The organism is Paenibacillus sp. FSL R7-269 (assembly GCF_000517865.1).
GTDB lineage: Bacteria > Bacillota > Bacilli > Paenibacillales > Paenibacillaceae > Paenibacillus_AQ.
Genome location: NZ_ASPS01000026.1, coordinates 21,887 through 35,037, shown reverse-complemented (window position 1 = coordinate 35,037; position 13,151 = coordinate 21,887). Strand labels below are relative to the sequence as shown.

General features: G+C 51.5%; 12 protein-coding genes. 3 read left to right on the top strand and 9 right to left on the bottom strand.

Going from position 1 to position 13,151, the window contains the following annotated elements; translation table 11 throughout:
• Position 1: 1 nt before the first annotated feature.
• From C162_RS13355 to C162_RS13330, 6 genes are all read right to left on the bottom strand, one after another.
• The gene (locus C162_RS13355; RefSeq protein WP_036694972.1) at positions 2-871 is read right to left on the bottom strand and encodes a CheR family methyltransferase; all 870 of its coding nucleotides are present in this window, start codon (positions 869-871) and stop codon (positions 2-4) included.
• 81 nt (positions 872-952) lie between these two features.
• Entirely contained in the window at positions 953-4,621 is a 3,669-nt protein-coding gene (locus C162_RS13350; RefSeq protein ID WP_036694971.1) for a response regulator, read from the bottom strand.
• Positions 4,618-5,790: a PP2C family protein-serine/threonine phosphatase gene (locus C162_RS13345; protein ID WP_036694970.1), complete on the bottom strand. Its 1,173-nt coding sequence runs from the start codon at positions 5,788-5,790 to the stop codon at positions 4,618-4,620. Before C162_RS13345 ends, C162_RS13350 begins: the two co-directional genes overlap by 4 nt.
• A 211-nt stretch (positions 5,791-6,001) precedes the next feature.
• Positions 6,002-6,349 (bottom strand): general stress protein, encoded by a 348-nt coding sequence (locus tag C162_RS13340; protein WP_036694969.1) that lies wholly within the window; start codon positions 6,347-6,349, stop codon positions 6,002-6,004.
• Between the two features lie 91 nt (positions 6,350-6,440).
• On the bottom strand, positions 6,441-6,977 hold the full coding sequence (locus tag C162_RS13335; protein ID WP_036694968.1) for a hypothetical protein: 537 nt from the start codon (positions 6,975-6,977) through the stop codon (positions 6,441-6,443).
• 71 nt (positions 6,978-7,048) lie between these two features.
• Positions 7,049-7,555, bottom strand: coding sequence for a DUF948 domain-containing protein (locus C162_RS13330; protein ID WP_036694967.1), 507 nt, complete (start codon positions 7,553-7,555; stop codon positions 7,049-7,051).
• A gap of 188 nt (positions 7,556-7,743) precedes the next feature.
• Here C162_RS13330 and C162_RS35385 point away from each other — a divergent pair, with 188 nt between their 5' ends.
• Both C162_RS35385 and C162_RS13320 read left to right on the top strand, forming a co-directional pair.
• Positions 7,744-7,911, top strand: a complete 168-nt coding sequence (locus C162_RS35385) for a DUF1328 domain-containing protein (RefSeq protein ID WP_036694965.1) — start codon at positions 7,744-7,746, stop codon at positions 7,909-7,911.
• A 278-nt stretch (positions 7,912-8,189) separates the two neighbouring features.
• On the top strand, positions 8,190-8,597 hold the full coding sequence (locus tag C162_RS13320) for a hypothetical protein (protein ID WP_036694964.1): 408 nt from the start codon (positions 8,190-8,192) through the stop codon (positions 8,595-8,597).
• A gap of 248 nt (positions 8,598-8,845) precedes the next feature.
• Here C162_RS13320 and C162_RS13315 read toward each other — a convergent pair whose 3' ends face one another.
• Positions 8,846-9,955, bottom strand: a complete 1,110-nt coding sequence (locus C162_RS13315) for a C40 family peptidase (RefSeq protein ID WP_036694963.1) — start codon at positions 9,953-9,955, stop codon at positions 8,846-8,848.
• A gap of 212 nt (positions 9,956-10,167) precedes the next feature.
• Positions 10,168-11,037 (bottom strand): cation diffusion facilitator family transporter, encoded by an 870-nt coding sequence (locus C162_RS13310; protein WP_036694962.1) that lies wholly within the window; start codon positions 11,035-11,037, stop codon positions 10,168-10,170.
• A 130-nt stretch (positions 11,038-11,167) separates the two neighbouring features.
• On the opposite strand from C162_RS13310, the gene C162_RS13305 reads away from it, so the two are divergent.
• The gene (locus C162_RS13305) at positions 11,168-11,353 is read left to right on the top strand and encodes a hypothetical protein (protein WP_036694961.1); all 186 of its coding nucleotides are present in this window, start codon (positions 11,168-11,170) and stop codon (positions 11,351-11,353) included.
• A 111-nt stretch (positions 11,354-11,464) separates the two neighbouring features.
• Here the strand turns inward: C162_RS13305 and C162_RS13300 are convergent, their stop codons facing one another.
• A complete protein-coding gene (locus C162_RS13300; protein WP_036694960.1) occupies positions 11,465-13,090 on the bottom strand; it encodes an ABC-F family ATP-binding cassette domain-containing protein in 1,626 nt (541 codons plus the stop codon).
• Positions 13,091-13,151: the final 61 nt, after the last annotated feature.

Sequence of the window (13,151 nt, the reverse complement as noted above, 5' to 3'; positions counted from 1 at the left end):
GCTATTTATTTTTGCGGTATATTTTTTCTACCCGGTCCAAGGGCTCATAGCTGTCACTGTATCGTGTGAAATGAATGGACTCCTTGGAACCGAGGACCAGCACTCCGAACCGGCTGAGGCTCTCATGGAACAAGCCATGGACATGATCGCGAAGCTCGTCGTTGAAGTAGATCATTACGTTACGGCACAGGATCACATTGAATTCGTTGAAGGAAGTGTCTGTCGCCAGATTATGCTCTGCAAAAATAATGTTCTTGCGTAAATACGGCTGCAGAATCACTGAGTTATATTTCGCTGTATAGTATTCCGAGAAGACGCCCGTACCACCAGCCTCAAGGTAGTTCTTGGTGTATTGCTGCATCTTGCCAATCTCGTACACGCCTTCTTTAGCCTGCTGCAAGGAACGGGCGTTCATGTCCGTGGCATAAATTCTTGCCTTGTCATATAGTCCTTCCTCATGAAGCATAATTGCCATCGAGTAGACCTCTTCGCCTGTCGAGCAGCCGGCATGCCAGATCCGGATATAAGGATAGGTCCGCAGTAGGGGAATGACCTTCTGACGGAAAGTCAGGAAGAGACCCGGATCACGGAACATCTCTGTCACAGGGATCGAGAGACTGTACACGAACCGTTCGAAGCATGCACGGTCATGCAGGACCTTTTCCTGCAGGGCAGAAATGGTAGGTAAGCTCTCTGCATGGACATGATGCCAGATGCGCCGCTTCAAGGAAGGCAGGGCATAATTCCTGAAATCATATCCATACAAACGGTGTACTCCGTTCAGAAGCAGTTCAATCTCAATCTGTTCAAGCTCCTGCTTGCTCTCCGGCGGATTACCCTGCCCCTCATATCCGTGCTCCATCGCTGCCATTGTCATCAATACTCCCTTGCCTGAGCCTTATTTCCGTACGCGGTTTGAACCTGCTGTATAGCTATTACCCTGAAATCGCCCTTACGAATACAACCAGACACGCATTAACGAAAGAAGCTGATCTGTGCTGATCGGTTTCTTCATATAATCAGAGGCTCCGGCTTCAATACACTTGGCCCGGTCCTCCTTCATGGCCTTGGCTGTGAGGGCGATAATCGGCAATTTCTGGTACTGCGGCATCTGCCGGATGCGGCGCATAGCTTCATATCCGTCCATCTCCGGCATCATCATGTCCATCAGCACGAGGTCATAATCACTCTGTTCGACAAGCATGTCGATGGCCTCGCGGCCGTTCTCGGCAAATTTCACTTCCATGTGATAGCCTTCGAGCACACTGGAGAGGGCAAAGACGTTGCGGATATCATCATCGACAAGCAGAATTTTTTTGCCGTCAAACAGCTCCTCTTTATTGTGCAGCTTTTGCAGGATTTTACGCTTATCCTCCGGCAGATTTGCTTCTACCCTGTGCATGAACAGCGTGGTCTCATCCAAAAGCCGTTCCGGCGAGCGGACATCCTTGATGATGATGGATTCCGCATATTTGCGCAGCTTGGTCTCTTCCTTGCTGTCCAGATCCTTGCCGGTATAAATAATAATCGGCAGATCGTTCAGCTCCTCATCGTCGCGGATCTGATCCAGCAGCTCGAAGCCGGTCATATCATCCAGCATCAGATCAAGCACCATACAGTCATATCTCTGCTTGTGCAGTTCATTCAGAGCCTCTTGGCCTGAAGACACCGCCGTAATCACTACATCGTCATGACCGATAAGCTCCTCGATGGAGCGTCGCTGAATATCGTCGTCCTCGACAATCAAGAGATGCTTCATCGTGCTGGCGGTGTAGTTCTCAATCTGCGAGAAGGCCCGGTCCAGCGCTTCACGCGAGGACGGCTTTCTGAGATAGGCCATCGCTCCCATCATGAGCCCCTGCTTCATCTCATCATTCACAGAGATCACATGCACCGGAATATGGCGTGTCTGGGAGTCGCTCTTCAGCTCCCTCAGAATCGACCAGCCGTCCAGGACAGGCAACTGGATGTCGAGAATGATTGCATCCGGCAGCAGGGTCTTGGCCATCTGCAGGCCGATATCGCCCTGCAGGGCTACCAGTCCCTTGAAACCGCGCCCGCGGGCCATGCTCAGCAGGATCTTGGCAAAGCTCTCGTCATCCTCAACAATCAGCAGCACCTTGTCGCCGCTGGCCAGAGAATCACGGTCATCTTCAACAACTACAGGCGTAGCAGGTGTAGGCGCGATATCCCCTGCCACATTCCATGGCAGTTCCTCACGGTATTCCTCAAGCTGCGCAGGCTCGCCGGCAGGTGCGGCTTCGATTGCTCCCGGCAGCAGGCTGAAGTTCCCCTGGACCGGCAGATACAGTGTAAATATACTTCCTTGCCCTTCACGGGACTCCAGTCCGATCGCTCCGCCCATCAGGCGGGCTAATTCGCGGCTGATCGAGAGGCCAAGCCCCGTGCCGCCATATTTGCGGCTCGTCGTTCCGTCAACCTGCTGGAACGCCTCGAAGACGATATCCATTTTATCTGACGGGATACCGATTCCGCTATCCTTGACGGATATCGCAATATAATCATAATCATGCGGCAGATAGGCAGGCAGTCGCTTGACGTCCGCACGGCTGACAGAGAACTCCACATAGCCTTCGCTGGTGAATTTGAAGGCATTGGACAACAGGTTGCGCAGAATCTGCTTCAGTCTGTGACTGTCGCTATATACACTGTCCGGCAGCGGCTCGTCAAAGGACAGGCGCAGCGACAGCCCCTTCTTCGCGGCCAGCGGAGCAAAGTTCTGCTTCACGAAGGTCTTTAGCTCAATCAGCGGAATCTCTTCATGATTCAGCTCCATTTTGCCGGCATCAACCTTGGACAGATCGAGAATCTCATCAATCATCTTAAGCAGATCTGCACCTGACATATAGATAGTATGGGCGAATTCTACCTGCTTCTCACTCAGATTGCCCTCCTTATTCTCCGTAAGGAGCTGGGAGAGAATGAGCAGGCTGTTCAGCGGGGTGCGCAGCTCATGGGACATATTGGCCAGAAACTCGGATTTGTATTTGCTGGTTACCGCAAGCTGCTTAGCCTGCTTCTCCAGCTGCATACGGGCATGCTCAATTTCATCCTTCTTCTCTTCAACCTCCTGCACCTGATCCTGCAGCGCACGGGTCTTGGAGACCAGCTCTGTATTATAATGCTCCAGCTCTTCCTGCTGACGCTGGAGCAGCTCCTCCGAGCGCTTCAGAGCATCTGTCTGCTCCTCCAGGTTCTCGTTGGAGCGGCGCAGCTCCTCCTGCTGGGTCTGCAGCTCCTCCGACTGGCATTGCAGCTCTTCGGTCAGCGCCTGCGATTCGCGCAGCAATTCCTCAACCACAAGCCTGCGGCTGATGTTGTTCAGAATAATCCCCAGATTACTGGAGAGCTGATGGAGCAGTTCATTCTGCAGCACCGAGAACGGCGTGAAGGAAGCGAACTCTACAACACCCAGCACCTCATCCTCGAATAATAGAGGGTGAATGGAAATATAACTCGGATGCGCCTCCCCGAATCCCGAAGATACGGAGATATAGTTGTCAGGCGCCTCCGTCAGCTTGATCGGCAGCTTATCCAAGGCGCTCTGCCCGATTAGCCCCTGACCTATCTCGAAGCTCTCCTTGGGCGGAACCCCCTCCTCCCCGGCATAGAAGGCGCTGCTGACCAGCAGATTCGGATTGTCCTGGCTTTTCAGATAGACGGCACCATACTGCGCTCCCAGCACAGGTGAGAACTCACTGATGAAGGTCTGGGATACCTGATCCAGCGAGCTGACACCGCGCAGCAGCTCCGTAATCCGGGCAATATTGGCATTCAGCCAAGCCTGATCACTCTGTGCCTGGGAATAGGATCTCTCCAGCTCCTGCTTCTGCTCAATATCCTCGGCCATCCGCTGGAATACCCGCGCTACATCACCAATCTCATCCTTGGACTTCACCTTGATCCGGCGGATCGCCCGCATTTTTCCATTGCCGAAGCTGGTAATCATCATGGACACGACACTTAGGCCGCGCGTGATACTCGGTATCACCCACAGAATGACACCCAGCCCAAGCAGCAGCCCCAAGACCATAATCAGGGTGACCATCTGAATCGATCTGTTCGACGCCTCCTGGGCATTGGCAGTCTCCTCAGTCATGCGGAAGGCATTATAATCAGACAACGCATTCAGACTGTTCAGCACCTCGTTCTGAACGTCCTGCCCTTCTGCGTTGCGGTAGGTGTTGGCATTCTGAAAGTATCCGGCGCTCAGCATCTCCAGAGCCTTGTCCTGATATTTCAGATAAGCCGAATAGGAGTTCTCAATCCGGGATAGTATTTGGAGTTCCTCTGCCGTCTTCAGCGAGGCCTTAATGTTCTTAAGATGCTCTGCAGACTTGAGGACCTTGCTGTCAATCTCAGCCTTCTGCGCTTCCAGGGTTACAGTATCGGCATTAAGCATGGAAGTAGTCAATATCCGTGCCATGTCGTTCACTTCCCCGCGAAGTCCCGACGAAGCCCGGCCCTTGCTGTATCTCTCCTGGTAGCTGTCCAGCTGACTGCTCATATAATGAAGCCTGTCATAGCCGATCAGGGTCAGTGCAAGCATAATCGCCAGCATAGCACTGAATCCGATCAGCAGTTTAGCCTTTATCTTCATTCCTTATCGGTTCCTTTCTTCAGCGAGATCCAGACTAGGCATTTATCGTCATCCCGGTCCGCGTTAACAGGCTCGCTCAGGAATGCAGCGCGCACCAGGTCTTCCTGCCAGTCATGCGTGGTATTCAAATGTCCGATCATGAATTGCAGCTGCTCCTCCTGACCGCCCTCCACCATCTCCAAGAGGCCGTCCGTGAACAGCACCAGGTGCCCCTCATCCTCATAGCTCAGGCTCTGCTGCTGGATATCGATCCGGTCAAACAGTCCGACAGGGTGGCAGTTGCTCTCAAGCAGTACCGGGGTCTTAGCGTCCCCTTCAAAGAACAGCGCCGGCGGATGCCCGGCATTCACATAATTAATCCGCTTCATGCGGGTATCAATGACAAGATAAATAGCCGTGAAATAATACTGAACCAGCTGCTTCTCAATATAGAGCTGGTTAAACCGTCTGTTCAGCTCCTGAATGACTTTCTCCGGCTCCACATACGTAGTTACGGTATCCTTCAGTACAGAGGCCAGGAACATGCAGAACAGGGAAGACGAGATACCGTGGCCCATCATATCCAGCAGAATGACAGCATAACGCCCGTCTCCCAGCGGATACCACGCATACAGATCTCCGGCCAGCTCGAAGGAAGGCTGATAGATGGCATGCACCTCCAAGGTCTCCTCGGCCAGCGGCAGACTGAGTACCGCATTCTGCACCAGGGCAGCCAGCTTCAGTTCATCCTGTATCCGCTGGTCCCGCTCCTTATGCCAGTCCTTCTCGCGCTTCAGCCGCAGCGCCAAGCGGATACGGGCCATCAGCTCCACCTTGTTGATCGGCTTCGTCACATAATCCACCGCTCCGGCATCCAGCGCCTCGGCGAGCTTCTTAGAGTCACCTACAGCCGTAACCATAATAATAGGAATATCCTTCAGATGCTCGTATTGCTGAACCACACGGCAGGCTTCAATCCCATCCATTTCCGGCATCATCATATCCAGCAGAATCAGGTCCACATCGGATGGACGGGGCTGTGCGTTCTCTTCCCCTGCACCGACGCCGAGCAGCTTCAACATATCTATAGCGGACGAAGCCGTTATGAAATTCCGGTAATCTTCCTTCTTGAGGATCTCACGGATAATAATTACATTGGTAGGATTGTCGTCTACGATTAATATTCTCAAGCTTCTTCACCTCACGCGAATAGTGTTAAGACTATGAACCCGCAACTCTATCGTTCTATCATACGATATTTATACGGCCTGTTACCATCCAGCTAGATATTGGCATAAAACAGGTTCCGGCTTCAACAAAGTAACCTCCAGCTCCACTACATACTAGTGGGACTGGAGGTTACGCTATTGTACTATTGAGGTCAACGAAGCTGACCCGCGATTATTGTGGGTTTCTTTTGGCAATGACCAGAACCTTGCCTGTATCAAGCTCTTTCTCATAAAAGGCCGCCTCCGCTGCGCTGAAGCCCAGTGAAGTAATCTTGAAGCGTAAAGCGTCGCCACGCGAACGGAAGAGGTTGGCAATGGCACCGAACAGCCCTTCTTCGCTCAGCCCCACTTCATTAGAATCTGCGGCGTCTACGATACGTCCTTCGCGGTCTTCATCATGACTGATCACATAAAGATCCTCTCTGGTGTAGCCGCTGCTACGGAGCCGATTCACTTCTTCTATTGCCTGAACGCCGTTCTCCAGCAGCTTGGCATAAGCCTGTGTACCAGTTGAATCCATGAAATCACTCTCCTTCATAATGAATAAGGCCTAGCCACCGGTATAGATGACTGACCCTTCATTAACCAAAATCGCCGAACTTGAATCAGCTTCAGAAGGAATAAGCATCGAACAAATCCAAGCCGTCCCATTCGCCGCTCTCCATATTCCGGTAGATCTTGAGCGCGGCCTCTCCTCTAATATAAACATCCCCATCCTCAGCTTCAAAATCAGGCGTTCCCAGCATATCCTGCACGTTCATAGTCTGCGGATGGAGCACCTGCCCGTTAAGGCTCAGACCGTATTGCCCTGCCTGAGCAGGCGAAGCATGTACATAGAGGACCACACTGCCGCATACTCCCGCCGAGATATCGGCATATTGATATTCAAGGCAGCCCGCCCAAGGATCTTCTGCAATCTGCTGAGGCGTTCCCTTGGCCTGCAGCAGCTCCTTTTCCGTCATATATAAGCTAATACCGGACAAGGAATCGAAGCTGCTTATGTAGGGATCGGCAACTGCGCTATGCTCGTAGGCGAACATTGCCGGCAGCTGTGCGGCAGTACCGGGAGCGGGCGAAACCGTCTCTCCTTGCGGCGGTGCAGATATGAAGGGAGCAAGAAGACTAAGCAAGAGAATAACCATTTTCATAAGGGTTCCCGCCTTTCATGAGCTGGTATTGCCCCGTCCTGTGCACCGCCGTATATCATTCCATCAAGGTATTAGTGGCGGAATTTCTGCCAGATCGCGGCGGCTGCATCCACGCCTTTGAGGGCTGTAGCAACCTTGCCCTTAGATTTGCTTGAACTCACTGCCTCATAGGATTGTACAGTTCTCTCCTCGGCTGGTGTTAACGGGGCTTCTGCGATAGATACGGATTTTGCCTTATCCTTCAGTTCACGTGATTTACGGAATTTCTCGATTACCGTTACCGATACCTGCTTCACGGTCAATGTCAGCTCGTTCATGACATCGCCCAGATTCTTCACGGAATCCACGATCGGGTCAATCTTCTGAATTTTGCCCTGGACATCGGCAGTGATGTCATTGGCATGCCGGACTGTTGTTTTCACTTCATAGGTAAGCTCATCGATAGTCTTCTGAACCTCCTGCAGCGTCTGGCTGACCTTGTCGAGCGAGTCCTTCGCTGATTTCAAGGTTTTGATTAAGAAGAATACGAGTACTGCAAAGGCAATAGCAGCCAGTGCTACGCTAAGTTCAATGATCATAGTGGATAACCCCTTCCAAAGTGTTTAAATTGTCAGTTTACCCTGTGTGATACTGCATAGTTACCCTTACAGAATTCGGCCGAAACAAAGGCCAAGTCCCTGGAATCCTCTTCCTTTCCTCCCTGTTTCAAATGGATAAGCCCCGTTTAAACAATGATTACATCAATGCACAGAAAGGATGACATCTCATGCTAAGATGGTCTATAATTCTGCTGGTAGTGGCCCTGATTGCCGGTATCTTCGGATTCTTCAACATTGTGGCGGCAGCCGTCGGCATCGCCAAAGTATTGTTCTACATCTTCCTGATCCTCTTCGTGGTCTCACTCTTTATGGGACGCAGGGGACGATCAATGTAGGCAAGCATACCATTAACTGCCGGCCAGGCAGTGCTCAAGGCCCGGAGGTCTCCGTCAGGAAACCTCCGGGCTTCTTGCTGCCCTTCAAAAAGTATAGGCCTTTCCGCTCAGATTGTCATCGGTGATTCTGACCGGAATGAAGCGTCACCCGTCAAGCTGGACAAGAAGAATAAAATTTCTTGCTTACGCTGGTTCATTCAATGCAAATTATGTTTACATCCATATTAGCACAGCATGAACATAGAAAATCACACCAACATACCTAGGAGGAATCATCGATGAAAAAATTAGCCAGTTTAACAGTAGCAATGGGTCTTATGGCTTCCTTGGCAGCAACAGCTTCTGCGGCTGAGGTAACAACAGGGACAACAGCAACTACCAAAACCACTTCTTCTGATGCAGTAACTACTGTAACCGGAGCGACTTACCTGAATCCGGCAGCTCCGGTCATTACGCCAGCTGACATCAAGCCGGCAACTCCTCAGATCATTCTGACCAAGATCACAGCATTCCATCTTTCTATGGGAAGCATGGCAACCCCTGCTGGTTGGCTGAGTGCACAGACTGTTGATACTACTGGTGTGATTATGACTGACGCAATGGGCAACGAATGGAGAGAAGTCTACACTTGGCTGGGTAAAGCATGGATCAAGGTTCCTTCCTCCGCATACGTAATCAATCCATAAGCGACTCGACACATAAGAGTCATAGCTGCTCCACTCATATGCTGCAGCTATGACTCAACCGGTGTACCCTGACAAGGCCCGTGGACGCCAATCCAAACGGCCTTTTTTTTGTGTCTAATGACAATAAAAAGGGTTATCCCTTCAGTAGAAGATTCTACTGAAGGGATAACCCCGACATACACCCGCTTGTAGTTCACCCGTCACAAACTTGTACTGCCTGTCGCTTCTTGCTGTCCTAGCTGTATATATTAGCGGATGACCGAGCCTCCGTACAGGAAACGGTTCATCCAAGAAGCGCTAAGATTATCTACTCTTACACCGCCGGAGCTTACTGAATAGGTATGCAGCAGCTTCCCGTCACCCAAATACATGGCGACATGTGTAATTCTTGCCGTATACTTATTGATTCCGGCATACGCAGAGGGAGAAGTTCCTTTATAATCCATGAAGAACATCAAATCGCCGCGCTTCAAGCCGGATACATCCGTAACTACACCACTGTTCTGCTTGACCCAGTCCCCTTGCTGCCGGGAATCGGCAGGCAGCTTCAAGTCCGCTGCATCCATGAAGATCTGGCGGATGAAATCCGAGCAGTCGAAGGTACTCGTATCATTACGGCTGGAGCCAAATTCATATGGCGTCCCCAGATAGCCCATCCCCGCTGCGATCACACGTTCAATCACAGCCGTCTGCCCGGCTGTAGGTACAGGTACCGGTGCTGGTGTTGGAACAGGCGCCGGTGTCTGAACAGGCGCCGGTGTCTGAACAGGTACCGGTGTTGGAGCTGGAGTGGCTGGAGCAGACGGCGATGAAGCGCCCGCTGAAATATATTGATCGGATGAGCTTGTATAACCCACCGTCCCATTTGCCGTTTTTATTTTGTACCAATAGCTGTTAGTCTCTTCAAGAATGGTTACCTGGTCATTCTTATAGAGATATCCAACCACTTGACCGCTGGTTGCAGGGGTCTCCCTTACACGGACTGTGGCCTGAATCACCGCTGTCCGGGACGCAGGTGCAGAAACCGTAGCCAACCGGATATAGGAATCTCCCGAGCTCATATACCCCACAATTCCCTCTGCAGTTCTTACTTTGTACCAGTAGCTGTTCGCAGCTTCCAGAATAACTACCTGATCGCCTTTATTAAGATATTTCAGTACCGTACTGCTGGTAGACGGATCTGTACGCAGCCGGACTGAAGCTTCAATGATGCCAGTCTGCCCGGTGGACGCCGCCAGCATTGTAATCGAAGAATCAGTTGCAGCGAAGACCTGTCCCGGACTGAACACTCCCAAGGATAATGCCAGTGAAGCGGAAACCCATAGCGATGCTGTAAATTTCTTGCGTGATACGATCATAGCGTTCCCCCGCTTAACGTATTAAGAAATTCAACAACGTCGCGCGCTACGTTTGTTGCTTTCTGCCCTCATTATAGGCTGGCCCGGGATTTGGAACATGCTCCAAATTTCACAAAAAACCTTTCCATCTTATGGTAACATACAGGTCTATAGTCGCGATTCCTCCTTGGATTTGGTGGAAATTACAGCTAACTAGGAGAAATCATGGAATGTTAATCCTTGGGCTCCACGTGAACTTGCACATGCATGATGTTATGCAGCTTGGTCATCCGCTCTTCAATCGAGTCGCTGATCTCATGCCCTTCCATGACCGTCATGCGGGCATTCACCTCCACGACTACATCCACCAGTACATGATTGCCGTGTACACGGGCCTTCAAATCCTTGATGCCCTCCACACCTGGTGTCCGGGCAATGGTGCTGCGCAGGTCCAGCAGCTTATCTTCGTCAAAGCCGTCAGTGAGGCGGTACGTGGAATCACGGAAAATATCCCAGGCTGTCTTGATAATCAGCAAGCCGACTCCGATGGCAGCCGCCGAATCGATCCACGGCAGTCCGAACTGCGCTCCTACAATCCCTATTGCGGCCCCTACGCTTACAATAGCATCCGAGAAATTATCCTTAGCAGCAGCCATCAGCGCATGGTTATTAATTTGCTCGGCCAGGCGCTTGTTATATATATATACCCCCATCATCGCTACGGCACACACCAGCGCAACACCGGCAGACCAGAGCTGCGGCGTGGCCTTCTCCCCCCCGAACAGCGAACGCACCGCCTCCACAATAACCTGAATGCCCACCAGCGCCATAATAAAAGAGGCCATCAGCGCCGCAATCGTCTCGGCCCGGAAATGCCCGTAGGTATGATCGGAATCCGGCGGCTTCCGGGAGATGCGCAGCCCGATCAGCACAGCCAGCGAGGCCACAATATCGGTTAGATTGTTGAAACCGTCTGCCAGGAGTGCACTGGAGGCGAACAGGTAGCCGCAGACCAGCTTAAAGGCGGACAAAATCACATATGCAGCGATACTGACCAGCGCACCCTTTTCACCCTTGCGAATATCTTCATAAATATCAGTCATCTCTGCCCCTCTTCCCCATCCCTGCCGCATAAATACAGGAAAACTTTCTTTGAGTTATTCTTGCCCTTGTAGCAGCATTTAAAAACATTTAGAATAAGGAAAAGGACTTGCTGCCTAAGGGGGTAACATAATGAGCGAGAACAATGAGAAACCAAAAATTAATTTGGCTGATGCCATCCGCCAGAAGCTGGAGCAGAAGAAACAGCATGCTTCGGGAAAACCGGGTTCAACCTTTCAGGCCGGCTCCGCGAAGCCGCTGAAAAGCCAGAATAACAAGAAGCCTAACAATCAGCGCCGCCGGACTGGCGGGTCTTAGACTTCCAGGTTGTTGTATATTGTGAACATAAACGGCTGCGTTATCCCTCCGGGGACGACGCAGCCGTTTTCATATGAACTCATAACCGTTCATTCTGTCTATATCTGATTCTTAAGCCTCAACAGGGTACATCCGGGCCCGCATTTCCTTGATCTCCGGGTTCTCCAGATACTCGTCATAGCTCATCGTACGGTCAATGATGCCAGCCGGAGTAATCTCAATGATGCGGTTGGCGATCGTCTGGATGAACTGATGGTCATGGGAGGTGAACAGGATCGTGCCGTCAAAGTCAATCAGGCCGTTATTGAGCGCGGTGATCGATTCCAGGTCCAAGTGATTGGTAGGCTCATCGAACACAAGCACGTTCGCCCCGTTCAGCATCATCTTGGCCAGCATACAGCGGACCTTCTCGCCCCCGGACAATACGCTTGCCTTCTTCAGTGCTTCTTCGCCGGCGAACAGCATCCGGCCCAGGAAACCGCGCAGGAAGGTTTCGTCCTGATCCTTGGAATACTGGCGCAGCCACTCCACCAGGTTCATGTTCACCCCGTCAAAGTAGCTGGAGTTATCCTTAGGGAAATACGCCTGGGTGGTTGTCACTCCCCAAGTGTACTCGCCCGCATCTGCTTCATTCTCGCCCATAATCACATCGAACAGCAGGGATTTAGGCTGGGAATACGGTCCTACAAAAGCGATTTTATCTCCTTTGTTGACTACAAAGCTGACTTCATCCAGCAGCTTCTCGCCGTCCACAGCCTTGGTCAGGCCGCTAATCGTAAGCAGCTGCTTGCCGGCTTCACGCTCCGGCTTGAAGTTCAGGAACGGGTATTTACGGTTGGACGGACGGATGTCATCCAGGGTAATCTTCTCGAGCTGCTTCTTACGGGAAGTCGCCTGCTTCGATTTCGAGGCGTTGGCCGAGAAGCGCTGAATGAAGGCTTGCAGCTCCTTCATCTTGTCTTCCTTCTTCTTGTTCGAGTCGCGCTGCAGGGCCTGGGCCAATTGGCTGGACTCATACCAGAAGTCGTAGTTGCCGACGTACATCTGGATTTTGCCGAAATCAATGTCCGCAATATGCGTGCATACCTTGTTCAGGAAGTGACGGTCATGGGATACCACGATAACAGTGCCTTCGTAGTCCATGAGGAAGTTTTCCAGCCAGCCAATGGATTCAAGATCCAAATGGTTGGTAGGCTCATCGAGCAGCAGGTTGTTCGGACGTCCGAACAAAGCTTGGGCCAGCAGTACACGGACCTTCTCGTTGCCGCTGAGTTCGGCCATTTTCTTATCGTGCATCTCACGCATAATACCAAGGCCTATCAGCATTGCAGCCGCATCAGGCTCAGCATCCCAGCCGTTCAGCTCTGCGAACTCACCTTCAAGTTCACCCGCACGAAGTCCATCCGCTTCAGTGAAGTCGCTCTTAGCGTACAGAGCATCCTTCTCCTTCATAATTTCATATAGCCGGGTATGGCCCATAATTACTGTCTCCAGCACCAGATGCTCATCATACTCGAAATGGTTCTGCTTGAGTATCGCCAGGCGTTCACCGGGTGTAATATGCACATCGCCGATGTTCGCTTCAATCTCTCCGGACAGAATCTTTAGAAAGGTCGATTTGCCGGCGCCGTTCGCGCCAATCAGACCGTAACAGTTGCCGGGTGTGAATTTTATGTTTACGTCCTCAAATAGTGCGCGTTTTCCGTAGCGGAGTGTTACGCCGCTTGTGCTAATCATTAAGCATTACCATCCTTTTCACTTAGGTTCCGGCTCATTATAGCATAAAATCAAGCAAAAT

Excerpts from the sequence above, each read along its gene's own strand:
- C162_RS13310 (WP_036694962.1), bottom strand. The coding sequence starts at position 11,037 with ATGACTGATATTTATGAAGATATTCGCAAGGGTGAAAAGGGTGCGCTG.
- C162_RS13340 (WP_036694969.1), bottom strand. The coding sequence starts at position 6,349 with ATGGATTCAACTGGTACACAGGCTTATGCCAAGCTGCTGGAGAACGGC.
- C162_RS13300 (WP_036694960.1), bottom strand. The coding sequence starts at position 13,090 with ATGATTAGCACAAGCGGCGTAACACTCCGCTACGGAAAACGCGCACTA.
- C162_RS13355 (WP_036694972.1), bottom strand. The coding sequence starts at position 871 with ATGGCAGCGATGGAGCACGGATATGAGGGGCAGGGTAATCCGCCGGAG.
- C162_RS13315 (WP_036694963.1), bottom strand. The coding sequence starts at position 9,955 with ATGATCGTATCACGCAAGAAATTTACAGCATCGCTATGGGTTTCCGCT.
- C162_RS13305 (WP_036694961.1), top strand. The coding sequence starts at position 11,168 with ATGAGCGAGAACAATGAGAAACCAAAAATTAATTTGGCTGATGCCATC.
- C162_RS13335 (WP_036694968.1), bottom strand. The coding sequence starts at position 6,977 with ATGAAAATGGTTATTCTCTTGCTTAGTCTTCTTGCTCCCTTCATATCT.
- C162_RS35385 (WP_036694965.1), top strand. The coding sequence starts at position 7,744 with ATGCTAAGATGGTCTATAATTCTGCTGGTAGTGGCCCTGATTGCCGGT.
- C162_RS13320 (WP_036694964.1), top strand. The coding sequence starts at position 8,190 with ATGAAAAAATTAGCCAGTTTAACAGTAGCAATGGGTCTTATGGCTTCC.
- C162_RS13350 (WP_036694971.1), bottom strand. The coding sequence starts at position 4,621 with ATGAAGATAAAGGCTAAACTGCTGATCGGATTCAGTGCTATGCTGGCG.
- C162_RS13330 (WP_036694967.1), bottom strand. The coding sequence starts at position 7,555 with ATGATCATTGAACTTAGCGTAGCACTGGCTGCTATTGCCTTTGCAGTA.